General features: G+C 40.7%; 25 protein-coding genes. 21 read left to right on the forward strand and 4 right to left on the reverse strand.

What is annotated here, in order from left to right:
- Positions 1-45 precede the first annotated feature (45 nt).
- Positions 46-681 (reverse strand): lactate utilization protein, encoded by a 636-nt coding sequence (locus tag AC6I5B_RS00320; RefSeq protein WP_497773525.1) that lies wholly within the window; start codon positions 679-681, stop codon positions 46-48.
- A gap of 134 nt (positions 682-815) precedes the next feature.
- Here AC6I5B_RS00320 and glf point away from each other — a divergent pair, with 134 nt between their 5' ends.
- From glf to atpC, 12 genes are all read left to right on the forward strand, one after another.
- A complete protein-coding gene (gene glf / locus AC6I5B_RS00325; RefSeq protein ID WP_004614412.1) occupies positions 816-1,922 on the forward strand; it encodes a UDP-galactopyranose mutase in 1,107 nt (368 codons plus the stop codon).
- 5 nt (positions 1,923-1,927) lie between these two features.
- Positions 1,928-3,253: an MATE family efflux transporter gene (locus AC6I5B_RS00330; protein ID WP_004614411.1), complete on the forward strand. Its 1,326-nt coding sequence runs from the start codon at positions 1,928-1,930 to the stop codon at positions 3,251-3,253.
- 132 nt (positions 3,254-3,385) lie between these two features.
- Positions 3,386-3,907 carry a spore maturation protein gene (locus AC6I5B_RS00335; RefSeq protein WP_004614409.1) on the forward strand — a complete coding sequence of 174 codons (522 nt, stop codon included), beginning with the start codon at positions 3,386-3,388 and terminating at the stop codon, positions 3,905-3,907.
- 121 nt (positions 3,908-4,028) lie between these two features.
- Complete coding sequence (locus AC6I5B_RS00340; protein ID WP_004614408.1) at positions 4,029-4,190, forward strand: hypothetical protein; 162 nt, start codon at positions 4,029-4,031, stop codon at positions 4,188-4,190.
- Positions 4,191-4,359: 169 nt separating this feature from the next.
- Entirely contained in the window at positions 4,360-5,052 is a 693-nt protein-coding gene (locus AC6I5B_RS00345) for a F0F1 ATP synthase subunit A (RefSeq protein WP_044988017.1), read from the forward strand.
- Positions 5,053-5,083: 31 nt separating this feature from the next.
- Positions 5,084-5,311, forward strand: a complete 228-nt coding sequence (gene atpE / locus AC6I5B_RS00350; protein ID WP_004614406.1) for an ATP synthase F0 subunit C — start codon at positions 5,084-5,086, stop codon at positions 5,309-5,311.
- 71 nt (positions 5,312-5,382) lie between these two features.
- Positions 5,383-5,886 (forward strand): F0F1 ATP synthase subunit B, encoded by a 504-nt coding sequence (atpF, locus tag AC6I5B_RS00355; RefSeq protein ID WP_004614405.1) that lies wholly within the window; start codon positions 5,383-5,385, stop codon positions 5,884-5,886.
- Positions 5,867-6,364: an ATP synthase F1 subunit delta gene (gene atpH, locus AC6I5B_RS00360; protein ID WP_004614404.1), complete on the forward strand. Its 498-nt coding sequence runs from the start codon at positions 5,867-5,869 to the stop codon at positions 6,362-6,364. Before atpF ends, atpH begins: the two co-directional genes overlap by 20 nt.
- Before the next feature lie 4 nt (positions 6,365-6,368).
- Positions 6,369-7,874 carry a F0F1 ATP synthase subunit alpha gene (atpA, locus tag AC6I5B_RS00365; protein WP_004614403.1) on the forward strand — a complete coding sequence of 502 codons (1,506 nt, stop codon included), beginning with the start codon at positions 6,369-6,371 and terminating at the stop codon, positions 7,872-7,874.
- A gap of 1 nt (position 7,875) precedes the next feature.
- A complete protein-coding gene (gene atpG / locus AC6I5B_RS00370; protein WP_117787734.1) occupies positions 7,876-8,769 on the forward strand; it encodes an ATP synthase F1 subunit gamma in 894 nt (297 codons plus the stop codon).
- A 21-nt stretch (positions 8,770-8,790) separates the two neighbouring features.
- Positions 8,791-10,182, forward strand: coding sequence for a F0F1 ATP synthase subunit beta (gene atpD, locus AC6I5B_RS00375; RefSeq protein WP_004614401.1), 1,392 nt, complete (start codon positions 8,791-8,793; stop codon positions 10,180-10,182).
- Positions 10,183-10,197: 15 nt separating this feature from the next.
- Entirely contained in the window at positions 10,198-10,620 is a 423-nt protein-coding gene (atpC, locus tag AC6I5B_RS00380; protein ID WP_004614400.1) for an ATP synthase F1 subunit epsilon, read from the forward strand.
- Between the two features lie 87 nt (positions 10,621-10,707).
- Here atpC and AC6I5B_RS00385 read toward each other — a convergent pair whose 3' ends face one another.
- From AC6I5B_RS00385 to AC6I5B_RS00395, 3 genes are read right to left on the reverse strand one after another with little or no spacing between them, the layout of a single operon-like run.
- Positions 10,708-11,589 (reverse strand): metallophosphoesterase, encoded by an 882-nt coding sequence (locus tag AC6I5B_RS00385; protein ID WP_497773526.1) that lies wholly within the window; start codon positions 11,587-11,589, stop codon positions 10,708-10,710.
- 2 nt (positions 11,590-11,591) lie between these two features.
- Positions 11,592-12,500, reverse strand: a complete 909-nt coding sequence (locus AC6I5B_RS00390) for a DUF4474 domain-containing protein (RefSeq protein ID WP_497773527.1) — start codon at positions 12,498-12,500, stop codon at positions 11,592-11,594.
- 44 nt (positions 12,501-12,544) lie between these two features.
- Positions 12,545-14,263: a DUF885 domain-containing protein gene (locus AC6I5B_RS00395; RefSeq protein WP_004614397.1), complete on the reverse strand. Its 1,719-nt coding sequence runs from the start codon at positions 14,261-14,263 to the stop codon at positions 12,545-12,547.
- A gap of 181 nt (positions 14,264-14,444) precedes the next feature.
- On the opposite strand from AC6I5B_RS00395, the gene AC6I5B_RS00400 reads away from it, so the two are divergent.
- From AC6I5B_RS00400 to AC6I5B_RS00440, 9 genes are all read left to right on the forward strand, one after another.
- Entirely contained in the window at positions 14,445-15,446 is a 1,002-nt protein-coding gene (locus tag AC6I5B_RS00400; RefSeq protein WP_004614396.1) for a helix-turn-helix domain-containing protein, read from the forward strand.
- A 216-nt stretch (positions 15,447-15,662) separates the two neighbouring features.
- On the forward strand, positions 15,663-16,508 hold the full coding sequence (locus tag AC6I5B_RS00405) for a PRD domain-containing protein (protein ID WP_004614395.1): 846 nt from the start codon (positions 15,663-15,665) through the stop codon (positions 16,506-16,508).
- Positions 16,509-16,645: 137 nt separating this feature from the next.
- Positions 16,646-17,167: a PTS transporter subunit EIIB gene (locus tag AC6I5B_RS00410; RefSeq protein ID WP_004614393.1), complete on the forward strand. Its 522-nt coding sequence runs from the start codon at positions 16,646-16,648 to the stop codon at positions 17,165-17,167.
- Positions 17,128-18,315: a PTS glucose transporter subunit IIA gene (locus tag AC6I5B_RS00415; protein WP_497773528.1), complete on the forward strand. Its 1,188-nt coding sequence runs from the start codon at positions 17,128-17,130 to the stop codon at positions 18,313-18,315. Before AC6I5B_RS00410 ends, AC6I5B_RS00415 begins: the two co-directional genes overlap by 40 nt.
- 4 nt (positions 18,316-18,319) lie before the next feature.
- Entirely contained in the window at positions 18,320-19,759 is a 1,440-nt protein-coding gene (locus AC6I5B_RS00420) for a glycoside hydrolase family 1 protein (protein WP_022249874.1), read from the forward strand.
- Positions 19,760-20,030: 271 nt separating this feature from the next.
- Complete coding sequence (locus tag AC6I5B_RS00425; protein ID WP_022249873.1) at positions 20,031-20,912, forward strand: hypothetical protein; 882 nt, start codon at positions 20,031-20,033, stop codon at positions 20,910-20,912.
- A gap of 405 nt (positions 20,913-21,317) precedes the next feature.
- Entirely contained in the window at positions 21,318-23,249 is a 1,932-nt protein-coding gene (gene metG, locus AC6I5B_RS00430; RefSeq protein WP_004614387.1) for a methionine--tRNA ligase, read from the forward strand.
- Between the two features lie 104 nt (positions 23,250-23,353).
- Positions 23,354-24,340, forward strand: a complete 987-nt coding sequence (locus tag AC6I5B_RS00435) for a diaminopimelate dehydrogenase (protein ID WP_004614386.1) — start codon at positions 23,354-23,356, stop codon at positions 24,338-24,340.
- A 10-nt stretch (positions 24,341-24,350) separates the two neighbouring features.
- Positions 24,351-25,112 (forward strand): TatD family hydrolase, encoded by a 762-nt coding sequence (locus AC6I5B_RS00440; protein WP_044988034.1) that lies wholly within the window; start codon positions 24,351-24,353, stop codon positions 25,110-25,112.
- Position 25,113: the final 1 nt, after the last annotated feature.

Genomic DNA, 25,113 nt, shown 5'->3' on the forward strand with positions numbered 1-25,113 from the left:
GGACGTAGTAAAATTCAATTTTACTACGTCCCCTTTAAGAAATTCTTAATAACCTAATTCTTCGCCAACTAAGATAACTTTGATTCTTCCGGTGTGTCTGGAGTGTCTTGTAATGACAACCTGACAGCACATACAGTCAGGAGAATTGCAGTTGCCACAATGTCCGACTGCGCCACAAGGAGTTCTTGTTCCGAGACGAGCGGCATTTGCAGGGGAAGCGATGTTTCTGACGCGGGCAACTCCGGATTCTACATCTGTGACTACTTTGTTCATCCCGACAATGAGGATGACGTGCTCCGGACCGTGAATGAGACAGGCAACGCGGTTACCGTTACCGTCGATATTGATTAACTCTCCGTCAATCGTAACGGCGTTGGAACTCATCAAAAAATAATCTGCCATCGCATTTTTAAAATACATCTCTTTTTTCTCTTCCGGAGTCTTTGCAGTATTCCGGTCAATTAAAGTCAAAGAAGAATTCTTGATTGTATCTAAAATTCCGATTTCGTTCAATGTCTCAGAACCGCCAAAACCGACGGTATTGCCATCTTTCATCATTTCCATTGCCAATGAAACTGCTTGATTTCGATCATCACAATAGAAAGCCTCGATATTTCTTTTGAAAAAATTTTTGATCATGGTATCTGCAAGTTTTTTGTAAGCTTGTTGTTTTGCACCCATAAAATAACACCTCCTAATTTTCTAAATACTATTTTAGTGCAATAAAAAGGGAAAATCAATGGAGAAAAATATTGCGATTCTAAGCTGAATTGTCTAAAATGGGGAGAGATAAGACAAAATAATGGAGAAAAAATATGAAATACGATTATTTGATTGTGGGAGCAGGACTTTTTGGTGCAGTTTTCGCACATGAAGCAAAGAAAAGTGGAAAAAAATGCCTTGTGATTGAAAAACGAAATCACATTGCCGGAAATATTTATTGTGAAGAAATAGAAGGAATTCAGGTGCACAAGTATGGAGCACATATTTTCCACACGTCCAATAAAGAGGTGTGGGATTATATCAATCAGTTTGCAGAATTTAATCATTATATCAATTCGCCGATTGCTGTTTACAAAGATGAACTTTATAATTTGCCGTTTAATATGAATACATTCAGCAAAATGTGGGGGATCAAAACGCCACAGGAGGCGAAAGAAAAGATTGCGCAGCAGGTGGCTGAGACGGGAATTACAGAGCCAAAGAATCTAGAAGAGCAGGGACTGTCTCTTGTCGGAAAAGATGTGTTTGAAAAACTGGTAAAGGGGTACACCGAAAAACAGTGGGGAAGAGAGTGTAAGGAACTTCCGGCATTTATTATTCGCCGTTTGCCGGTGCGTTTTACCTATGACAACAATTATTTTAATGACCGTTTTCAGGGAATTCCCATTGGCGGATACACAAGAATCGTGGAAAAGATGCTGGATGGGATCCCGGTGAAGACCGGTACGGACTATTTTTCCTTTATCAAGGAAAATCCGGACATTGCAGAAAAGACTGTGTTCACAGGCATGATTGATGAGTATTTTTCCTATCAGTTGGGGGCGCTTCAGTATCGTTCGGTAAGATTTGAGACAGAAGTATTGAATACGGACAACTATCAGGGAAATGCAGTTGTGAATTATACGGAAAGAGAGGTTCCGTATACGCGTATTATTGAGCACAAGCATTTTGAGTTTGGAATGCAGGAAAAAACGGTTATTTCAAGAGAGTATTCGCTGGAATGGAAAGTGGGAATGGAACCGTATTATCCGGTAAATGATGAGCAGAACAATCGGCTGTTTGAGCAGTACCAGGAGCTTGCGAAGAAGGAGAGGAATGTGATATTTGGAGGGCGTTTGGGAAGCTACAAATATTATGATATGGATAAGGTGATTGAAGCTGCGCTCAATTTGTGCAGGGAAGAATTAACAAGGGGGTAATATTGATGGAAAGAGATATGACGGTAGGAAATCCTGCAAAAGTGATTTTTAATTTTACGGTTCCAATCTTTTTGGGCAACGTATTTCAGCAGTTTTACAGTATGGCGGATACGATCATAGTTGGAAAGTTTGTTGGAACAAAAGCATTGGCGGCAGTCGGATCGACGGGAACGATTATGTTTCTGATCATTACAAGTCTGATTGGACTGACTGCCGGTTTTACGGTGATGACTGCGCAAAGATTTGGTGCGGGAGATATGAAAGGGATGCGAAAGACTGTTGCGATGGCAGCAGTGCTGTCGGGAGTGATTTCGGTTGTGATTACGATTATAAGTATGCTGGGAATGCATAAGCTTTTGACATTCATGAATACACCGTCTGATATTTTTGCAGATGCCTATCAATATATTATGATTATCTGTGCAGGGATTGTGGCACAGGTGCTTTATAATCTGCTGTCAAGTATTTTGCGTGCACTTGGAAACAGTAAGGTGCCGTTGTATTTTCTGATTTTGGCAGCACTGCTTAATATTGTCTTGGATTTGGTATTTATTATCGTGTTCCATATGGGAGCGGCGGGAGCTGCGTATGCGACTGTTATTTCACAAGGAGTATCCGGAATTCTTTGCCTTGTGTATATTATAAAGGCAGTTCCGGTGCTTAAGATGCATCGTGAGGACTGGACAATGGATTGGAAAATGGCAAGAATTCAGTTGAGTATAGGACTTCCTATGGCATTTCAGTATTCAATCACGGCGATTGGAACAATGATGGTACAGTCTGCGTTGAATGTGCTCGGCTCTACAATGGTAGCTGCATTTACAGCAGCAAGTAAGATTGAGCAGTTGGTATCACAGGCATTCGTTGCTATGGGGACGACGCTTGCAACCTATTCCGCACAAAATGTGGGAGCAGGAAAAATCAAACGTATTCGAGATGGATTTAAGTCAGCAACATTGATTTCATTTGCATATGCAATCGTGACAGGAGTTTTGATTGCTACGGTCGGAAAACATCTGACGGTATTGTTCTTGTCCGGAGATTTGACAAATATCCTTGGTTCTGTAGACATTTATCTGAAATGTGTAGGTGTATTCTTTATCCCTTTGGCAGTGGTCAATTTATATCGAAACGGAATTCAGGGTATGGGATTTGGTTTACTTCCGATGATGGCGGGAATTGCGGAGCTTGTGGGAAGAGGTGTGACAGCAATTGTTGCTTCACGATATAAAAGCTATTTTGGAATTTGTATGGCGAGTCCCATAGCTTGGATTTTGGCATCGTTATTGCTGATTGCGATGTATTTTTACATAATAAAGAAGAAACTATAAGAAGAAAAGCGGGAACGGAAGTTGTATTATTTATTGATAATTTGAGGGATTTTCTCAGAGAAGGTGATTGATTTAGTATGTTTAGCTAATGAAGTACATATATTTTATAGATTACGAAAACAGGAGTAATTTATGAAGCTTCTTTTATATTTATCAGATTTTATTGTTCCGGTTACTATTTTAGGAATTGTTGCTTATGGTGTATTTAATAAAGTGAATGTATATGATGACTTTATCAAGGGAGCAAAAAGCGGATTTTTTACAGTGATTAAAATTATGCCGACGTTAATCGGACTTATGGTGGCAGTCGGAATATTGAGAGCTTCCGGCTTCTTGGATTTTTTGTCAGAAATAATCGGGAAAATGACGGCATATGTTGGATTTCCATCACAGTTGGTTCCGCTTGCGATTGTGAGAATGTTTTCTTCCTCGGCGGCAACGGGATTGGTACTAGATATATTTAAAGAATATGGCACGGATTCCAGAATTGGTTTGATTGCTTCGATTATGATGAGCTGTACAGAGACAATATTTTACACGATGAGCGTATATTTTATGGCGGCGAAAGTGCGAAAGACCAGATATACACTTGCCGGGGCACTTGCTGCAACGCTGGCTGGGATTATGGCAAGTGTATGGCTGGCAACTAATTGAGGATATGGAGGAGTTAATGGTTTACAGAAATCATTAACTCCTCCATTTTTTTCTTTGTTATATGTTATAATGCAACTATGTAAAATTTGGATGAAAATAACAAAGATGCAGGAGGTTCAATATGAGAGATTATACGTTAGCGCAACAATACGCCCTTGTGGGATTAAATGGACTTGAAAGTATTCACATGGACATGGCGAAAAGTGCTGTAATTCGAGCAATTGCAATGGCCCAGTCTTTGGAACGTTTTTTATCGGAAGATGAGACGGCGGAACAATTGTAGGGGGATGAATCGTTATTAAAATATGAGCCATACACGCATTTCTAAAAATACAATGTACAAACTGCTGAAAAAAACAAATGATATTCGTCAAATTATTCGCGGATTGCGGATTGTATCTCAAAATCAAAGTTGTATAATAAGTCGAACGAAAAATGAGGAAAGGGAGTGAATAGATACGGAAAATTTAGGAACGCAATTATTAGAAGAATTAAACTGCGAGACAGCATTTACTATTCCGATTTTCGGAGGTATTCCTATTTCAGAATCGGTTGTAGTTACCTGGATTATTATGGCAGTCGTCACGTTGCTATGTATCTGCCTCGTTAGGAATCTGTCGGTCGAACGTGTAAGTAAAAAACAGCTTATTTTAGAGACGGCAGTTGGCGGAATGAACCACTTTTTTGAAGAGATTATTGGAAAAGAGGGAAAGAGATACATTCCGTATTTGATGTCAGTTGGCATTTATATTGGAATTGCTAACTTGATAGGGCTTCTAGGATTTAAGCCGCCGACAAAGGATATGAATGTGACTGCAGCGCTTGCAATTATGAGTATTATTTTAATTGAGTACGCAGGGTTTCATCAGAAAGGGTTAAAGAAATGGGTAAAGAGCTTTGCGGAGCCGATGCCTATTATCGCACCAATCAATGTCCTTGAGATATTTATCAAGCCATTGTCATTGTGCATGCGTCTTTTCGGAAATGTTTTGGGAGCATTTGTAGTAATGGAATTGATCAAGATTATCATGCCGGCTTTACTGCCGATTCCATTCAGTTTTTACTTCGACATTTTCGATGGATTGATTCAGGCGTATGTGTTTGTATTTTTAACATCACTATTTATAAAAGAAGCACTAGAATAATTACAAAAAGAGAAGAAAAGGAGAAATTATTATGTCAACAACATTAATCGCAATTGGAGCAGGTATTGCAGTTTTAACAGGTATTGGAGCAGGTATCGGTATTGGTATCGCAACATCAAAAGCAGTGGATGCAATCGCAAGACAGCCGGAAGCAGAGAGCAAGATCAGTAAATCACTCTTACTTGGATGTGCCTTAGCCGAAGCAACAGCTATTTACGGTTTCGTTATCGCATTATTAATCATCTTATTCTTAAAATAATTTTTATAGTTCACGTATCAGACAACGGTGTGAATATTAACAAATAATATACAGGAAGGCAGGTTATCAGGATGCTTAGTTTAAGTGTTTCAAACCTTGTTATCACCATTATTAACATATTGGTACTGTATTTGCTGCTGAGAAAGTTTTTGTACAAGCCGGTTATGGGAATCATTGAGAAAAGAGATGAAATGATCAAAACTCAGCTTGAAACTGCAAAAAAGACGGAACAGGATGCTATGCAGTTGAAAGCTCAGTATGAGAATTCGTTGAATGATGCACATGACGAATCTTTGAGAATTGTGGAAAATTCAAAGGCAAGAGCACAGGAAGAATATTCAAGAATTGTCAAAGAGGCAGATGAGCAGGCTGGAAAAATCATTGACAATGCGAGAAAGACTGTGGAATTAGACAGAGAAAAAGCAGTGCGCGGCATGGAAAAAGAAGTTGCCAATCTTGCACTTGTGGCAGTTTCAAAAATGCTTGGAGAGCAGAAAAATGCGGCGGCAAATCAGGCACTATACGGACAATTTTTATCCCAGGTAGGTGAGCAAAATGACGCAAACGGCAATTAATTATGCGAAAGTTCTTTATGAGTTAGGAATTGACAAAACGATCATAGAAGAGACAGAAGAAGCTTTCAAGAAAGTGCCAAAGCTTAGAACCTCCCTGATGAGTCCGATTATTCCAATTCAGGTAAAACACAGCATTATAGAAAAAGTATTTCAAAAGGAAATCAAAAATTTCCTGAAAATTTTATGCGACTACCATAGCGTAGAAGTAATTGAAGATATATTTTCCGCATACAAAGAGTACTATAACGAACAGAACGGAATTTTACCGGCAGTTCTTACGTATGTGGATTGCCCTAGTGAACAGCAGTTAGAGCAAATGAAAACATTTTTATGTAAAAAGTATCATGTAAAAGAAGTAGAGTGGCAGCTTGAACAGGATGATAAGCTGCTCGGAGGATTTATTTTGCATGTGAAAGACTATGAATATGACTGGAGTCTGCGTGGCCGTATGAACCAGTTAAGATTGATCTGGAGGTGAAAGTGTGAGCTCAATTAGTTCAGAAGAAATTATTTCTATTTTGAAAAGCGAGATAGAAAATTATGAGTTAGAAACAAAAGACCAGGAGGTCGGAACTGTTATCTGGATCAGTGACGGAATTACAACTGTTTACGGAATTGACCATGCAATGTATGGAGAGATTGTTATCTTTGAAACAGGCGTAAAAGGTATGGTTCAGGATATCAGAAGAAATGAGATCGGTGTCATTTTACTTGGAAAAGACACAGGAATCAAAGAAGGTACAAAGGTAACAAGAACAGGAAAGAAAGCCGGAATTCCGGTTGGAGATGCATACTTAGGAAGAGTTGTGGATGCTCTGGGAGCACCAATTGATGGAAAAGGAGATATTCCTTCTGACGGATACCGTCCGATTGAACAAGAGGCACCTGGAATTATTGATCGTAAATCAGTCAGTGTTCCGCTTGAGACAGGAATCCTGGCAATTGACTCTATGTTCCCGATTGGACGCGGACAGAGAGAGTTGATTATCGGTGACAGACAGACAGGTAAGACATCTATTGCAACAGATACGATCATCAACCAAAAAGGAAAAGATGTTATCTGTATTTATGTTGCAATCGGACAGAAAGCATCTACAATTGCAAAAATTGTATCAACTCTTACAAAAAATGATGCCATGGATTATTCGATTGTTGTATCTGCGACAGCGAGTGATTCTGCACCGTTACAATATATTGCACCGTACTCAGGAACAGCGCTTGCAGAGTATTTTATGCACAAAGGGAAAGATGTGCTGATTGTGTACGATGATTTATCAAAACATGCAGTTGCATATCGTGCATTATCGTTGTTATTGGAACGTTCTCCTGGACGTGAGGCATATCCTGGAGATGTATTTTACTTGCATTCAAGATTGTTGGAACGTTCCAGCAGATTGAGTGATGAGCTTGGTGGTGGTTCGATTACCGCACTTCCGATTATTGAGACACAGGCAGGAGATGTTTCTGCGTATATTCCTACTAACGTAATTTCTATTACAGACGGACAGATTTTCCTTGAGAGTGATCTGTTTTTTGCAGGTATGAGACCGGCGGTCAATGTAGGTCTTTCTGTATCCCGTGTAGGTGGTGCAGCACAGACAAAGGCAATGAAAAAAGTTGCCGGAAGTATCCGTATCGACCTTGCACAGTTCCGTGAGATGGAAGTATTTACACAGTTTAGTTCGGATTTGGATGCAGCGACAAAAGAGCAGTTGCAATATGGTAAAGGTTTGATGGAACTGTTAAAACAGCCACTGTGCCATCCAATGAGTTTACATGAACAGGTTATCACGTTGTGCGTGGCAACACATAAAGTATTGGTTGATGTAGAGATTTCAAAAATCAAAGATTTCCAGAAGGATATGCTGAATTTCTTTGAAATAGAACATGCAGAGATTGTAAATGAAATTGAAGAAAAGAAAGTATTGTCCGACGAATTAATTGATAAAATTGTAGAGTTAGCAAAAGAATTCAAGAGCAGGTGTTAGTATGGCAAATACAAGAGAGCTGCAAAGCAGAATGAAAAGTATAAAAGATACGATGAAGATCACAAGTGCTATGCATATGATTGCCTCTTCTAATTTACAGAAAGCGAAAAAGAATTTGGAAGAGACAGAGCCGTATTTTTATACATTGCAAATCATGATTGCCGGTATTCTTGGACATATGCAGGGTGGGATCGAACATCAGTATTTTGATGAGCGCCCGGAGATAAAAGAAGCTGACAGAAAGAAAGGCTATATTGTGGTAACGGCAGATAAAGGTCTTGCAGGAGGATATAACCATAATGTTATCAAACTGGCTCAGGAGTTTTTGGATAAGCCGGGACATAATGAGTTGTTTGTGCTGGGACAGCTTGGAAGAAGTTATTTTCAAAAGAAAAATGTGGATGTAGATACTTCTTTTAAATACACAGTGCAAAAGCCAACGATGCACCGCGCAAGAGTGATTGCTGAGAAGATGTTAGATTTATTCAATCGAAAAGAATTGGATGAGGTGCATATTATTTATACAAGAATGGAGAATGCGGTGGAGATGGTGGCTGAGACAAAGCAGCTGCTTCCACTTCAGTCAGGAGCATTTTGTGAGGTCCCGGCGGGAATTCAGCTGGATGAGATTCCGATGCTTCCGACACCAAAGGATGTATTGGATTGTATCATTCCGAATTATGTGACTGGATTTATTTACGGATCACTTGTTGAGTCGTTCTGTAGTGAACAGAATTCAAGAATGATGGCAATGGATGGTGCCACAAAGAGTGCAAAAGAAATTTTGCGTAATCTGAATATCGAATTTAACCGAGTGAGACAGGCTGCCATTACGCAGGAGATCACAGAGGTAATCAGTGGTGCAAAAGCACAGAAAAAGAAGAAAGCAAAATAACAGAAGGGAGGTTGCAAACGCATGAATAAAGGGAAAATCGTACAGGTTATGGGACCTGTCGTTGACGTGGAATTTGAAAATAATGATATTCCATATATCAAAGATGCGTTGGAAGTAGATAACAATGGGAAACGCTGCGTGATGGAAGTTGCACAGCACATTGGAAATAATACAGTACGTTGTATCATGCTGAATGCCAGTGAAGGATTGAGCAGAGATATGGAAGTAACTGCAACCGGATCAGGGATTAAAGTACCTGTAGGAGATAAGACATTGGGGCGTTTATTTAACGTTCTTGGAGATACAATTGATGGCGGTGAGTCTTTGGAGAATGAAGAGCATTGGGTAATTCACAGAGATGCTCCTACATTTGAAGAACAAAGTCCTGTAGTAGAAATTTTGGAGACAGGTATCAAAGTTATCGATCTTTTGGCTCCATATGCAAAAGGTGGTAAGATTGGTCTGTTCGGTGGTGCCGGTGTAGGTAAGACCGTGTTGATTCAGGAATTGATTCGTAATATCGCAACAGAGCATGGAGGATATTCTATCTTTACCGGAGTAGGAGAACGTTCCAGAGAAGGAAATGACTTGTGGTCGGAGATGAAAGAGTCAGGGGTTCTTGACAAGACTGCTTTGGTGTTCGGTCAGATGAACGAGCCGCCTGGATCGCGTATGCGTGTGGCTGAGACAGGGCTTACCATGGCAGAATATTTCCGTGATGAACAACATCAGAATGTATTGTTGTTTATTGATAATATTTTCCGTTTCGTACAAGCTGGTTCAGAAGTTTCCGCGCTTCTTGGACGTATGCCTTCAGCAGTAGGATATCAGCCAACTCTTGCAAATGAAGTCGGTGAACTGCAGGAGAGAATCGCGTCTACAAAAAATGGTTCTGTAACATCTGTACAGGCTGTTTATGTGCCGGCTGATGACTTGACTGACCCGGCTCCGGCGACAACATTTGCCCACTTGGATGCGACAACTGTATTGTCAAGAAAGATTGTAGAACAGGGAATTTACCCGGCGGTAGATCCGCTCGAATCAAACTCTCGTATTCTGGAAGCAGATGTTGTGGGAGAAGAACACTATGAAGTAGCAAGAAATGTACAGGCTATCTTGCAGAAATATAAAGAACTTCAGGATATCATTTCCATCTTAGGTATGGAAGAGTTATCAGAAGAAGATAAGACAACTGTTTACCGGGCAAGAAAGGTACAGAGATTTTTATCTCAGCCATTCTTTGTAGCGGAAAACTTTACAGGAATTCCGGGAAGATATGTTCCATTAAAAGAGACAATCCGCGGATTTAAAGCAATCATTGATGGTGAGATGGATCAGTATCCGGAAGCTGCATTTTTTAATGTCGGTACAATTGATGATGTGATTGAAAAAGCAAAGTCAATGGAACATTAAAAGGAGCTGAGTGTTATGAAAACTACATTTAGTATCAGATTAATTGCCAGTGACCATCTCTTTTATGATGGTCCGTGTACCGGAGTGATTATTCCGGCACTGGATGGACAGCGGGAAGTGCTGGCACATCATGAGAGTGTGATCATGGCAATTGATTGCGGAGAATTGAAGATTAAGATGCCAGATGGGACATGGCAGATTGCGATTGTCGGAAGCGGGTTCGCACGAGTATCTCACGGACGAGTTTATGTGCTTGTAGATACAGCAGAACGTCCGGAAGAGATTGACGTAAAAAGAGCACAGGAAGCAAAAGAGCGTGCAGAAGAACAACTCAGACAGAAACAAAGCATACAGGAATACCATATTTCTTCTGCATCCTTGGCACGTGCAATGTCAAGATTGAGCGCATCCGGTAAGAGCGGGAATATAAATTTATAACAATTGGGGACGTAGTAAAATTGAATTTTACTACGTCCCTTTTTTGCACTTTGCCCTGTCCCTTTTTGAGCTTTACTACGTCCCCAATTAATATTCATCCACGCAAATTGGTCCGGCTAATTCTTCTCGTGAGACATACAGACTCATATCTTCGTGGATATCCAGGCACCATTTCACGAGCGTCAGACATCGGTGTTCGATTTCGATACAGGTGATACACCGTGGGTGCACGCAGCTTCCGGTATTAAAATAAGGGGAATCTTTTGTGCCGAGCATCGGGCGGTGGGTATGTCCTGTAATGAGGATACGATTTTCGTTTTTTGCCCATCGGGTAAGTCGTTCTTCGATTTTCTGCTTTCTTGTGTGATTGCGTGCGGCACTGGTTGGATTGGAAAAACCGATTTGTTCCAGTGGACCCCAGACATAACGTACAAGAAAACGAGCTGTTTTCCAAAGGGTGCTGTTAAAAAAATCAGCTTGGTGTCCGTGAGTGAGATAAATGTCTTTTTTATGATTTTTATCCCAGAGAATAATCCCAGATTGAAACGTAATACCTGGAAATAACGGAAGGTAACATTGGGTTGCATCGCAATAATAAATCTTACATTTCAAGGTGGCAAAAGAGGAATTCTGTTTTACAATATCGTGGTTGCCGTAGATCAAATACAGCCGTTTTTGATAGTAGAACTGGGACAGAAGCCAAAAAACATTGCTGTGTATTTCAAGGATCCGGTTAAAGGATCGGTTTTCCCAAAGTTCATCCCCATCGCCCAATTCAATATAGGTAAAATTATTTTGGTAATAGTGTTGTAAGGCTGCAAAATATAAATGCTGGTTTTTTAGAAAATTATCATTGGAAGTGCCAACTCCCCGATGGCAGTCACTGAACAGAGCATACTTAGAATTGTCACTGAGAGGGAGCTTTAATGCCCCCTCAAATGCTTTTGAAATTCTTGTTTCATATCCCATAATTATTGCCTCCTACAGCCACAACGGCGAATATATTTTCGTTTGTAGCCACGAACATACATTGTCTTTCGAAATGCAAACGGAAGAAAATAGTAAAGATAGAGAAGCCGATCTAAAGAAAGACAAAATGGTCGAGTAGCAAATAAAAAGAGCCAACAAAACATGCGGTTTTTCCATTGAGAGAACCAGGCAGCTAATTTTTGCAGACAATTTTTATGGCGGCAAAGAGGTTTCATGTCAAAAGTCAATGTCAGTCCGCAGATGGTGAGGTCACATCGACAGTAAGACTGTTTTAGGAGCCCTTCGATAAATGCATTCATCATTGCACAGTCTGGAAAGGTGATGGAGGCATTCAGGGAGAGCTGTTTTGGCCATGAAAATAACCCCATAGAAAATCCGGTGAGCCACCAATGAACGCAGGTCAGCCGAAAAACACATTTCCCATCTCGTATCAGATACATTGACATTTTTAATATATCCGAATCGTCGACTGCCTGGAATAATGTGGTGTCAAGCTGTTCCTGTGAGACAATGTGGTCTGCATAGTATACGCCGATTTCCCCTCCGGTGTTGATTCCGTATTGTCCTTTCCAGAGCTGAATCATCCAGGTTTTATCGTTGTAGTCAAAGTAGACCGGAAGATAGTCGAACACCATATTAAAATGCACAGCACCTCGGTTATAAAGTGACTGATATCCCATTTTGCGCTGCCAGGCATCACGCGTGGAAGTAAAAATGTCCTGATCAGCCAGATAGGAAAATCCCATCGGTTCAATGATAGCATTTAGCAAATTACATTTTTCTTCCAGTGTCATACAGCAGATTTTACGTATAATACATTTTTTTCGAGAGTGATTGATTACAAAGAAAAACAGTAATATGATGATGAAAATACTAAAAAGGATATACATAAATTCCCTTTCTTTCATAATGGTATTGCTATATTGTATGCAGATCACAACCATTTTTCCACTACATCAAACGGAGCGGGACCAATATCCAATATCGATTTATGGAATTTTTTTTGTGAGAACTTTTCTTTCTTCTTTTTGAGTGACGCTTTTTTCAAATCTAAAATTTCTACATATCCCACATAATATTTTAAATAATTGGCAGGATCAGAGATAATCAACTCATAAATTTCTCGAATTGGCTTCTCATCTTTGATTCCGTAAGAAGTAAAAAACTGAGTGGTCTGCGCAAGACTCCAATTGTCGTAGTGAATACCGATGTCGGCAGCCGCATAAAGCCCGAGGAGGACAGAGCTGTTTTTCTGTAGCAGCGTGGCGTACGGTTTTTCCAAAGAACTCAGATAATAGGAGCACATTTCAGCATAGGTCGCCCAGCCTTCCACGTAACCGCTGAAATTTAAAAGATTTCGGAGTGGGTCCGGATTGGTATTGGCATAGTAGGTAGTCTGATAGAGATGCCCCGGATAGCCTTCGTGCGCCAGTGTCGTAAACATGCGAATATCTTCCATAGTATGAGCTTGATTGATATAGATGACATTTTCGGAAGTATTGTCGATGGAAGGTATCATGTAAAATGCGGGACTTAAGTATGGTTCCAGTGCGTCTGGAACATATTTAATCCGAGTGGTGACATTTGCAGGTTTTGGAAATGCATCAGTAATATTTTGCTCCAAATCCTGTATGATAGCAGACGGCGGAACGTCGTAAGTGACGGAAGTCTCCAGAGAGAGAGTTGGATTTTTGGCGGCAACTGTCTGCATATCAATGAGGTCGGAGCTAATCTGAGCATAGATTCGTTTTTGAATTTCTTCTACCGTATGCGGAGAACCTGTGTCGCGGGAAACAAGATAAGCATAGTAATCCTTTCCATTTGGCAAGTTGCAGAGACCTTTCGTATTTTTACCAGAGCCTTTGAGCTTAGTGAGTGCAGACACAAGGTGCTCGTAGGCGGGCAAAATCGAAGAAGAAAGAAGTTCATGATTTTGGCTGATATAACTTTGTTTTTGTTCCGCTGTCAGATTTTCCAGCGCAGAGAGCCGTTCTTCAAACGTGGATAGTAGATAGTTGGAATCTCCCATAGCAAGAAATGCGTTGCATTGTTCCAAAATGGAGTTGACGGTGTAATCTGCCATGAACAATCCGGCATCAGATTTTTTCTGTTCAAACTGAATGAGGGAATCAAAGTATTGCGGTGTCGTCTTAAGGAGGGCTAAATAGGTTTCGATATCTTTTGCAGAAAAAAATTGATACTCAGCGAGCAGAACCGGAAGTTGTGCCTGAATGCCGGTGACCGGACTGAGTGGTTCTTCGTAGAGACTGTACGGAATCCCTTTTTTTGCAGTATCCAGATAAGAAGAAAGGACATCGTATGTGATTTGATTTTCTTTCGACAGAGTATCATAGGAAAATTTATCGAGTACTGCACTACAGTTTTCAAGAGCTGCGTAGGAAGCGGTTTCATCTATATCGAAGGAACCATATGTAATCGGAATTTCTTTGATACCGTAGGATTCTGGATTTTGCAAGGTATAGTGCAGACCGATTGTTGTGGAAACGACATCTTGCTCAAACAGATTTCGGGTAAAATTTTGAAATGCAGTATTCGCATTTGTCGGAATGGAGGGAGAAGAACAACTGGTGAGAAGGATGGTGATAGCGAGAAAAAATGAAATAAGAGATACGTAATATTTTTTCTGTTTCATAAAAGACTCCAGAGCGTTTTTAGTATCTTATGTGGGATGCGGGGAATGTATGACAGCAGGAAGTGGCGTGTTTTCGGCATTTGCAACTGCCGGTTGACACATTTTCAAGGGGAGTTGGTAGATTGCAACTGGAAAATGGATTAGAGTTGTGGTATAAATTCAATACAGGAGGAGAGATAATATGATTTTAGCGGAAAAGATTATGGAGCTGAGAAAGAAAAATGGTTGGTCTCAGGAGGAACTTGCTGAGAAGATTCACGTGTCGAGGCAGTCTGTGTCGAAGTGGGAGAGCAGCGCTTCTATTCCGGACCTGAGTAAAATTCTGCTGCTGAGTCAAGTGTTTGGCGTGAGTACGGATTATCTGTTGAGAGACGATATAGAAGAAACACAAAAGGCAGAAATTTTTGTAGAGGAGACGGTGGAGAAAGCGGCAGGCGGTGAAACCATTTATAAAATTTCTCTGGAAGAGTCGAAGGAATATATAAAGGATAGACGGTGTGCGGCAAAGAGAATCGGAGTGGGGGTTGTTTTGTGTATTTTGAGTCCGGTGATATTAATTTATTTGGCAAGTATGGCGGAATACGGAAAGATCGGAATCAGTGAAGATGTGGCAGGAGGCATAGGAATTGCTGCATTAATTTTGTTGGTGATTCCGGCAGTCGCTCTTTTTATCACAACCGGAATGAAAATGGAAAAATACCAGTATATTGATACAGAAATCATTGAGTTGGAATACGGCGTTACCGGAATTATCAAAGAGAAAAAACAAGGGTATTCGGAACGTTATACAATGGGAATTGTAATTGGTGTCAGTCTATGCATCATATCAATTCTTCCACTTATTGTGATGGGGGCGTTTGGACTTCCGGATCACCTGTTAGTGACAGGAATTGTTTTTTTATTTATGATTGTTGCTGTTGCGGTCTATCTTTTGATTCAGGTGTGCATGGTCAGAGAGACATACGACAGATTGCTGCAGGAAGGAGAATATACGGCGAAAGCCAAAAAGATAGACAGGAAAACAGAAAAATGGGCTGCCATCTATTGGCCACTGGTGACGGCAGTGTATCTTGGATATAGTTTGTATACATTTGACTGGGGAAGAAGTTGGATCATATGGCCTGTCGCAGCAGTATTCTCAACGGTGCTGAAAGCGATATTCGGGGAAAGTGAAGAGATGTAAAATAAATAATGGAATTATTTAAAAAGAAAAATATTATTTTGAAAACCACTAAAAATCGCAAGAAATATTTGTGTAATGTGCCGCTGGACAAAATTAATGTATTTTGCTAATATATACATGTAAATTAGATTGTTACTCTTTGAGGCATTACTAATAGTACCTGTTTAGTGAAAATGAGGTGTTTAGTGTCTTGAGGAGTTTTTTTATTGGAGAGAGATGCAAGTAATTAACAAATTAAACAATAATTTTGCCATTTGTATCGATGGTGAGGGGAAAGAACTGATTGCTGTCGGTAAAGGTATTGGATTTCCCAAAACTCCATATGAGGTTGAAGACCTGAACTTGATCACACGGACATTTTACGATATTGACCCAAAGTATATTGAACTTTTCAAGGATATTCCGGAAAAAGTGGTTCATTTTACAGCGAAACTTGTGGAGATTGCAAAAAATGAGCTGGGGTATGAGATGAACCCGAATTTGGTCGTGACGATGTCCGATCACATTCACTTTAGTATTCAGAGGGCACAGAAAAATATCGATGTACAGATGCCATTGATTTATGAAGTGGAGCAGACATTTCCGGCGGAGGCACGCATTGGAAAATATGCAGTGAAGCAGATAGAACGCAGATTCAATGTTCGGTTAGATCCGAATGAAGCTTCGGGAATTGCAATGAATTTTGTAAATGCCCGATATGATACAAGGCTTAAGACGGATGTGGCTGATCAGTTGAAGAAGCAATATCAGGAGATTCTGGAAGACACGATCAGTATCGTGGAAGATGAGATAGGAATTGTGATTGACAGAGATTCATTTAATTTTGCGCGTTATTCCTCGCATCTGATGTATCTGCTAGACCGGATTGCAGGAAACAAGATGCTTTATTCAGACAATGGAATCATGTATCAGAGCATGAAAGATGAGTTTCCGGGGATTGCGGTATGTGTCGAATTGCTGGAACGATATTTTAAAAGAAAATGTGGTATTATACTTTCAAAAGAAGAAAAATTATATCTGATTCTGCATATTAACAGGATATGTACGAGAGAAGGATTGTAACCATTTGGGCATTACCTTCCATGGCAGAGATGGCGTATAGCGGCTCTGTTGTGGGAGGTTTTTGTTTTCTCGGGGCAGGTGCACATGAATCGAGAAGATAATTTTAGAAAACGTAGTAACGATAAGGAGAAAAAATTATGGCAGAGAAAAACAGACAGATTGCAGAGGCAGTCGTAAAAGCAGTTGGTGGCACTGCGAATATTACGTCGGTGACACATTGCATGACCAGATTAAGATTTGTTCTGAAGGACAAAAGTATTCCAAACAAAAAAGAGGTAGAAAAGATTCCGGGTGTTATGGGAGTCAATATTGCGGGGGGACAGTATCAGGTGATTATCGGAAATTCCGTTGGAAATGTCTACAAGGAAGTAGTAGCTGCAACCGGTATTTCTGATACAGCGGTCGGAGGCGATGCAGCAGAGCATATAGAAAAAGTTAATCCGATTGTTGCGGCGCTGGACTTTATTGCAGGGTGTATGACACCGCTGTTCACAGCGATTATTGCAGGCGGTCTTGTGAAGGTACTGCTCGTCATTTTCGGTCCGACACTTTTGAATGTGATGCAGACGACAAGTGACACCTATATTTTGATGAATGCACTTGGAGACGCTCCGTTTTATTGCTTGCCGGTGATAGTGCGACATATTTGTTTGGTGTGATACCGGTAGTACATGGAAGTTATTCGTCTTCGATTATTCCGGCAATGTTATCAACACTGCTTTTAAAATATGTGGAGAAACTTGTTGATCGAATCACACCGGAGTGGTCAAAAAGCTTTTTGAAACCGCTTTTGATTGTAATGATTGTAACTCCGATTACCCTCTGTGCAATCGCACCGCTTGGATTAATCATAGGAAATGGTCTGCAATCCGTAATCAACGGAATTTATGGATTTGCACCATGGCTTGCGATGATGCTGTTTGCCGGATTTATGCCGTTTATCGTAATGACCGGAATGCACGGGGCATTCGTGCCGGCGTCTATGCTTGGAATTTCCGGTGTGGGATATGATTTGATGTTGCTTCCGGCAATGTTGTGCAGCAACACTGCTCAGGCGGGAGCTACATTTGGAGCGGCATTTAAGACAAAAGATAAAGAAATGAAAAAGATGGCATTTCCGGCGGCTGTATCTGCACTGCTTGCAGGGGTAACAGAACCGGCAATGTATGGAGTTACTCTAAAGTTGAAAAAGCCTATGGTTGCAGCGTGTATTTCCGGTGGAATCGGTGGATTGATCGTAGGAATTTTACAGGTAAAATCTTATGCATTTGTGACTCCGTCCATGACATCTTTGGTACAGTTCATTTCTCCGGATGGAGGGAAAAACTTTTTATATGCGGTAATCATTTTTGCAGTGACGCTCGTACTTTCTTTTGTCCTCTCCTTTATTCTCACAAAGGGTGAGGCAGAGGAGGAAGCTGCAGAAGAAACAGAATTACAGAAGAGTGCAGCTGTTCTTACCGGAAAAGTAGAAATCGAAGCGCCGGTAAAAGGAAAAGTATATGCACCTTTTGATGGAGTGTGTGAAAATCTGTTTGATACATTACATGCAATCGGAATCACATCCGACAATGGAATCGAGATGTTGATTCATGTAGGACTCGAAACGGTAGCTTTGAAAGGAGAGCCATTCAAGGCACATACCGGAAATGGGGAGCATTTAAAAAAGGGAGCGCTTCTGTTGGAATTTGATATAGATGCTATTCAAAAAGCCGGATGCGAGATTCAGACTCCGGTGATCATCACCAATGCGGAAGAGCTCGGTGGAGTAACAGTAGAAAATGAAAGACTTGTGATAGGAGGATAAGAAGATGGGATTTTCTGAAAAATTTTTGTGGGGCGGCGCTACAGCTGCCAATCAGTGTGAAGGTGCATGGAACGAAGATGGAAAAGGTGTGTCAGTTTCTGATATTTGTACAGGAGGAAAATTTGGACAGAGCAAGCGAATTACTCCGGTGCTGGAGGAGGGGACATTTTATCCGAGTCACGAGGGGATTCGTCACTATGAAAAGTTCCGAGAGGACATCGAACTATTTGCGGAAATGGGATTCAAATGCTATCGTTTTTCAATTGCATGGACAAGAATTTTCCCAAACGGCGACGAGAAAGAGCCAAACGAGGCAGGTTTAAGACACTATGAGGAAGTGATTGATGAATGTCTGAAATACGGAATTGAACCGATCATTACTATCTCGCATTATGAAGTACCATTTGGATTGACGAAGAAATGTAATGCATGGGTGAGCAGAGAAATGATCGATTATTATCTCAATTATTGCCGCGCAATTTTCGAGCGTTATAAAGGGAAGGTAAAATACTGGCTTACATTTAATGAGATCAACAGCTCTGTGGCACCGATGGGAGCGCTTTTGAATCAGGGAATCTTAAATGATTTGGAAAATCCTACGGTGTTCATGGAACAGCCGGACATTCCGCAGCAGAGATTTCAGGGACTTCATCACATGTTCGTTGCATCTGCACTTGCCGTGAAAATGGCGCATGAGATTGATCCGGAATATAAAGTCGGAAATATGATGATTTACGCGGCGAGTTATCCGCTGACATGCAATCCAAAGGATGTTCTTGTCTGCCAGAAATACAATCGTCTTTACAATTATTACTGCGCAGATGTGCAGGCATACGGAGCATATCCGGCATATGCAGATTCTCTTCTGAAAGAGATGGGAGTTGTGTTGGAGAAAGAAGCAGGAGATGAAGAAATCTTAAAGAACGGAACAGTAGATTTTATCACATTTTCTTATTATATGTCTTCTTGCCAGACGGCAGACTCAAAAGAAAAGAGCGGGGAGGGAAATATCCTCGGAGGAGTTTTAAATCCATATCTGAAAGCCTCAGACTGGGGATGGCAAATTGATCCGGAAGGACTGCGTTATGCGTTGAATGACTTAAGTGACAGATATCATTTACCACTGATGGTTGTAGAAAACGGATTGGGGGCAAAAGACGTACTGGAGGAGGACCAAACAGTAAATGACGACTACCGCATCGATTATCTCAGACAGCATATTGAACAGATGAAGCTTGCGGTGGAAGATGGAGTGGATCTGATGGGATACACACCGTGGGGCTGCATTGACCTTGTATCTGCATCTACCGGAGAATATGCAAAACGTTACGGAATGATTTATGTGAGAAGATATGATGACGGAACAGGAGACTTTGCACGCCTGAAGAAAAAATCATTTTACTGGTATCAGCAGGTGATCAAAACAAACGGAGGAGAATTGTAATCAGATTGGAAAAAGAGATGCATTGTGTCGGTGCATCTCTTTTGGTCAAAAATATTGTAATCTGGGACTTATCGTGCTATGATTAATTCTACAAATCAAACATTCTATATTTTCTAAAATTCCGTGGCGTTCGTCACAAGAAATCCGATTTGTATTTTATGAAAAAGTTATAGTTTATTCTGTATTAAAAAGGTAGGTGGCGCCTATGAAAGTATGCTCTTTTCATTGATTCATAGATTTGTATTTGATAAAATGTAAAGGAGGAAAACATTTGGTAGAACATAAGATAAATAAGAAGTATAAAGACAGGGTATTCCGAGTTATTTTCCATGAGAAAAAGGATTTGCTGGAGCTTTACAATGCGATCAATGACAGCAATTATACGAATCCCGATGATTTAACTATCACAACGATTGAAGACGTGGTCTATATGGGGATGAAAAATGATCTGTCCTTTATCATTGGTGATGTGATGAATCTTTATGAACATCAGAGCTCGTTCAGTCCCAACTTACCGTTGCGTGGCTTATTCTATTTTTCATCGTTGTATCGGGAGTACATTGAGCCGGTGAAATATCGATTGTATTCTACATCGCCACTACATATTCCGTTCCCACAGTATATTGTATTTTACAATGGAACAAAAAAGGAGCCGGAACGTCAGGAGTTGAAGTTGAGTGATTTGTTTATTGAGGACAAAGGGGAAATGAATCCAGCACTGGAATGTACAGCAGTTGTGCTTAATATTAATTTGGGGAAGAATCGAGAATTGATGGAAAAGTGTAAGCAATTGAGAGAATATGCAGAGTTTATCGCAATAATCCGCAAGTATCTTGCAGAGGGGATGCAGTTTGAAAAGTCAGTGGAGATTGCAGTGGATAATTGTATTAAAAATGGAATTCTTGCAGATGTACTTCAAAAAAATCGAGCGGAGGTCGTAGATATGATTTTGACAGAATATGACGAAGAAGAATTTCGAAAAGCCTTGAGGGAAGACTTACTAAATGAGGGATTGGCTGAAGGGATTAAAGCAACAATTCGTATTTGCATGAAATGTAATATTTCTAAAGACCAGGCAAGGAAGAATTTGATGGAAGAATTCTCATTGTCACAAGAAGAAATAGAAAAGTACTTGGATAAGTATTGGAAGTAGAGTGATGTGTGACTACAGTTCACTCCACGCCATTTACTATTGACTGATGTGCGAACTGTAATAAAAAAGAAAAATGGGAATCTTGACACCGAGAAAATCCTGTGATACGATTTTCACATGTGAAATAACATTAAAAACAGGAAACGCAATGATGGAAAGAGTAGATATTTCAGACATTTACAGAGAAGTCTCATGAAGCTGAGAAGAGACGATGAAAGAGATATCGAAGATGGCTCCTGAGCGGTGTGCCAAGCTGAAAGATTTTAGTGAAGCACAAAGGGATCGCCCTTTACAGCGACAGAGTATGGTGTATGAGCATACTTGATAAGGTTTATACTGTGAAGTATAAGCGAAGAGAAGTGGTAACACGGTATCAGACCCGTCTTCTTAACTTTTGTTGGGAAGATGGGTTTCATTTTTTATACAAAAAGGAGTAGGAACATGGACAAGAAGAAATTTTATATGACGACAGCGATTGCCTACACATCGGGCAAGCCGCATATTGGAAACACATATGAATTTGTACTTGCAGATGCGATTGCAAGATACAAGAGAAGTCAGGGATATGATGTATTTTTCCAGACAGGAACTGACGAACACGGACAGAAAATTGAGTTGAAGGCGGAGGAAGCAGGCGTTTCACCAAAGGAATTTGTGGATAAAGTTGCCGGGGAAGTAAAGGCGATTGCCGATATGATGAATACTTCTTATGACAAATTCATTCGTACAACAGATGATTACCATGAGAAACAAGTTCAGAAGATTTTCAAAAGATTATATGAACAAGGTGATATTTACAAAGGACACTACGAAGGAATGTACTGTACACCTTGTGAGTCATTTTTCACAGAATCTCAGTTAGTAGACGGGAAATGTCCGGACTGTGGACGCGAGGTGCAACCAGCACAGGAGGAAGCATATTTCTTCAAAATGAGCAAATATGCGGACAGACTGATTGAGCACATTAACACGCATCCGGAATTTATTCAGCCGGTTTCCCGTAAAAATGAGATGATGAACAATTTCTTATTGCCGGGGCTTCAGGATCTTTGTGTATCGAGAACTTCATTTAAATGGGGAATTCCGGTAGACTTTGACCCAAAACATGTTGTATATGTATGGCTTGATGCGCTGACAAACTACATCACTGGTATTGGTTATGACTGTGACGGCGAGAGCACAGAACAGTTCAAAAAAGACTGGCCTGCTGACTTGCATTTGATTGGAAAAGATATCATTCGTTTCCATACAATTTACTGGCCGATTTTCTTGATGGCATTGGATTTGCCATTGCCGAAACAGATTTTCGGACATCCATGGCTTTTGCAGGGTGACGGAAAGATGAGTAAATCGAAAGGAAATGTAATCTACGCAGACGAGCTTGTGAATATGTTCGGTGTGGATGCTGTCCGTTACTTTGTGCTGCATGAGATGCCATTCGAAAATGATGGTGTAATCACATGGGAGCTGATGGTAGAGCGTATGAACTCTGATCTTGCAAATACACTTGGAAATCTTGTGAACAGAACAGTTTCCATGACAAATAAATATTTTGGCGGAAGCGTGACTGACAAGGGAGTAGCAGGGGATGTAGATGCAGACTTGAAGGCGGTTGTAGACGGCACTCCGGCAGCTGTCGAGGAGAAGATGGACAAACTTCGTGTGGCAGATGCGATCACAGAGATTTTCAATCTCTTCAAACGTTGCAACAAATACATTGATGAGACAATGCCTTGGGTACTTGCAAAAGATGAAGCGCAGAAAGATCGTCTTGAGACAGTGCTTTATAACTTGATTGACAGCATTTCTAAGGGAGCAGAATTATTGTCATCCTTTATGCCGGAGACAGCTGAAAAGATTCTTGCTCAGTTGAACGGCGGAAATGTAACAGATAAGCCGGAGATCTTATTCCAGAGACTTGATTTGGAAGAAGTGATAAAAAAAGTGGAAGAGCTTCATCCACCGGTAGAGGAAGAAAAAGAAGAGGAAGGAATTGATATCGAAGCAAAAGAAGAGATCACATTTGACGATTTCATGAAGATGCAGTTCCAGGTTGGAGAGATTATCGCTTGTGAGGAAGTAAAAAAATCGAAAAAATTACTTTGCTCGCAGGTGAAAATCGGAAGTCAGGTAAAACAGATTGTGTCAGGTATCAAAGGACATTATACAGCAGAAGAAATGGTTGGAAAAAAAGTTATGGTACTTGTGAATTTGAAGCCTGCAAAACTTGCAGGGGTTCTGTCAGAAGGTATGCTTTTGTGTGCAGAAGATGCAGAAGGTAACCTTGCGCTGATGACACCGGAAAAAACAATGCCGGCAGGCGCGGAAATTTGTTAAAATTAGTTCACGTAAAAGTCAAAAAGGGACAGGGCAAAATTCAATTGGGGACGTAGTAAAATTGAATTTTACTACGTCCCCAAAGTTGAAAGGAGAACAGAAAAATGAATAAAATCAGAATTGGTATTGTAGGTTATGGAAATATAGGACGTGGTGTGGAGCTTGCAATTGAGCGTAACGATGATATGGAGCTTGTGGCGGTTGTGACACGCCGTAATCCGGAGGATGTAAACATTCTCACGGAAGGTGTGAAAAAGGTGCATTTAGATGATGTACTTTCTCTGAAAGGAGAAGTGGATGTGATGATTCTGTGCGGGGGCTCTGCGACAGATCTCCCGGTTATGGGTCCACAGATTGCAAAGAACTTTAATATTATTGACAGTTTTGACACACACGCAAAGATTCCGGAATACTTTGCAAATGTAGATGCAGCAGCAAAAGAGGGAAATCATATTGGGATTATCTCTGTTGGCTGGGATCCGGGAATGTTTTCGCTGAACCGTATTTACGCAGAGTCTATTTTAGTACAGGGAAGCACTTACACATTCTGGGGAAAAGGTGTAAGTCAGGGACATTCTGATGCGATCCGTCGTGTAGAAGGAGTAAAAAACGGAATCCAGTATACAGTACCGATTGAAGCGGCAGTTGAAGAAGTAAGAAGTGGAAGTGAGCCGGAGCTTACGACAAGACAGAAGCATTTGCGTGAATGCTATGTTGTAGCGGAAGAAGGTGCGGACAAGGCACAGATTGAAAAAGCAATCAAGGAAATGCCAAACTATTTTGCAGATTATGACACAACAGTGACATTTATCACAGAAGAAGAATTAAAGGAAAATCACAGCAAAATGCCTCACGGTGGTTTTGTGATCCGCACAGGAGAGACAGGAAGAGAAGGAAATAAACATGTGATTGAGTATTCTTTGAAACTGGATTCAAATCCGGAGTTTACTTCAAGTGTTTTAGTTGCTTATGCAAGAGCGGCATACAGACTTTCCGCAAATGGTGAATGTGGGGCGAAGACAGTATTTGATATTGCGCCGGCATTATTGTCACAGAAGACTCCGGAACAGTTAAGAAAAGAGATTTTATAAGATGGAAGCAATGATATTTGAAAGCCATGCGCATTATGATGATGAGCAGTTTGAGGAAGACAGAACAGAGCTTTTAAATTCTATGCAGGAAAATGGCATTGGCACGATTATTAATGTCGGTGCCACTTTTCAATCCTGCACAGAAGTGGTACAATTGGCACAAGAGTATCCATTTATCTATGCGGCAGTAGGTGTGCATCCGGATGAAGTAGGAATACTGGATGAGGAAAAATTTGCATATTTGAGAGAACAGTGCAAGAGAGATAAGGTTGTGGCAGTTGGAGAAATTGGACTTGACTATTATTGGGATAACGAATCTCATGAGATACAGAAAAAATGGTTCCAAAGGCAGCTTGAACTGGCGCGGGAATTCAACCTTCCGGTCATCATTCACAGCAGAGATGCGGCGGCGGACACGCTTGAGATGATGCAGCAGCATGCAAAAGGACTTCGCGGTGTAATTCATTGCTTTTCGTATTCAAAAGAGATGGCGCAGGAATATGTGAAGATGGGATTTCACATCGGTGTCGGAGGTGTTGTCACATTTAAGAATAGCAAGAAACTCAAAGAAGTTGTGGCAGATATACCGATGGAAAAGATTCTGCTGGAGACGGATTCGCCGTATCTTGCACCGGCTCCGAATCGAGGAAAACGCAATTCTTCTCTGAATATTCCTTATATCGCTCAGGAGATCGCGCAGCTCAAAGGAATCAGCTACGATGAAGTTGTTAGCCGCACAGAGAAAAATGGAAGAGATTTATTTAGAATTTGAG

Source organism: Faecalimonas nexilis, assembly GCF_059731825.1.

Bases quoted from the DNA above. Each gene is read 5' to 3' on its own strand.
- AC6I5B_RS00405 (WP_004614395.1), top strand. From the start codon at position 15,663: ATGCAAGTAATTAACAAATTAAACAATAATTTTGCCATTTGTATCGAT.
- AC6I5B_RS00410 (WP_004614393.1), top strand. From the start codon at position 16,646: ATGGCAGAGAAAAACAGACAGATTGCAGAGGCAGTCGTAAAAGCAGTT.
- atpE (WP_004614406.1), top strand. From the start codon at position 5,084: ATGTCAACAACATTAATCGCAATTGGAGCAGGTATTGCAGTTTTAACA.
- atpD (WP_004614401.1), top strand. From the start codon at position 8,791: ATGAATAAAGGGAAAATCGTACAGGTTATGGGACCTGTCGTTGACGTG.
- atpG (WP_117787734.1), top strand. From the start codon at position 7,876: ATGGCAAATACAAGAGAGCTGCAAAGCAGAATGAAAAGTATAAAAGAT.
- atpC (WP_004614400.1), top strand. From the start codon at position 10,198: ATGAAAACTACATTTAGTATCAGATTAATTGCCAGTGACCATCTCTTT.
- AC6I5B_RS00400 (WP_004614396.1), top strand. From the start codon at position 14,445: ATGATTTTAGCGGAAAAGATTATGGAGCTGAGAAAGAAAAATGGTTGG.
- AC6I5B_RS00340 (WP_004614408.1), top strand. From the start codon at position 4,029: ATGAGAGATTATACGTTAGCGCAACAATACGCCCTTGTGGGATTAAAT.
- AC6I5B_RS00330 (WP_004614411.1), top strand. From the start codon at position 1,928: ATGGAAAGAGATATGACGGTAGGAAATCCTGCAAAAGTGATTTTTAAT.
- glf (WP_004614412.1), top strand. From the start codon at position 816: ATGAAATACGATTATTTGATTGTGGGAGCAGGACTTTTTGGTGCAGTT.
- AC6I5B_RS00435 (WP_004614386.1), top strand. From the start codon at position 23,354: ATGAATAAAATCAGAATTGGTATTGTAGGTTATGGAAATATAGGACGT.
- atpH (WP_004614404.1), top strand. From the start codon at position 5,867: ATGACGCAAACGGCAATTAATTATGCGAAAGTTCTTTATGAGTTAGGA.
- AC6I5B_RS00335 (WP_004614409.1), top strand. From the start codon at position 3,386: ATGAAGCTTCTTTTATATTTATCAGATTTTATTGTTCCGGTTACTATT.
- atpF (WP_004614405.1), top strand. From the start codon at position 5,383: ATGCTTAGTTTAAGTGTTTCAAACCTTGTTATCACCATTATTAACATA.
- AC6I5B_RS00395 (WP_004614397.1), bottom strand. From the start codon at position 14,263: ATGAAACAGAAAAAATATTACGTATCTCTTATTTCATTTTTTCTCGCT.
- AC6I5B_RS00320 (WP_497773525.1), bottom strand. From the start codon at position 681: ATGGGTGCAAAACAACAAGCTTACAAAAAACTTGCAGATACCATGATC.
- metG (WP_004614387.1), top strand. From the start codon at position 21,318: ATGGGTTTCATTTTTTATACAAAAAGGAGTAGGAACATGGACAAGAAG.
- AC6I5B_RS00385 (WP_497773526.1), bottom strand. From the start codon at position 11,589: ATGGGATATGAAACAAGAATTTCAAAAGCATTTGAGGGGGCATTAAAG.
- AC6I5B_RS00440 (WP_044988034.1), top strand. From the start codon at position 24,351: ATGATATTTGAAAGCCATGCGCATTATGATGATGAGCAGTTTGAGGAA.
- AC6I5B_RS00390 (WP_497773527.1), bottom strand. From the start codon at position 12,500: ATGTATATCCTTTTTAGTATTTTCATCATCATATTACTGTTTTTCTTT.
- AC6I5B_RS00420 (WP_022249874.1), top strand. From the start codon at position 18,320: ATGGGATTTTCTGAAAAATTTTTGTGGGGCGGCGCTACAGCTGCCAAT.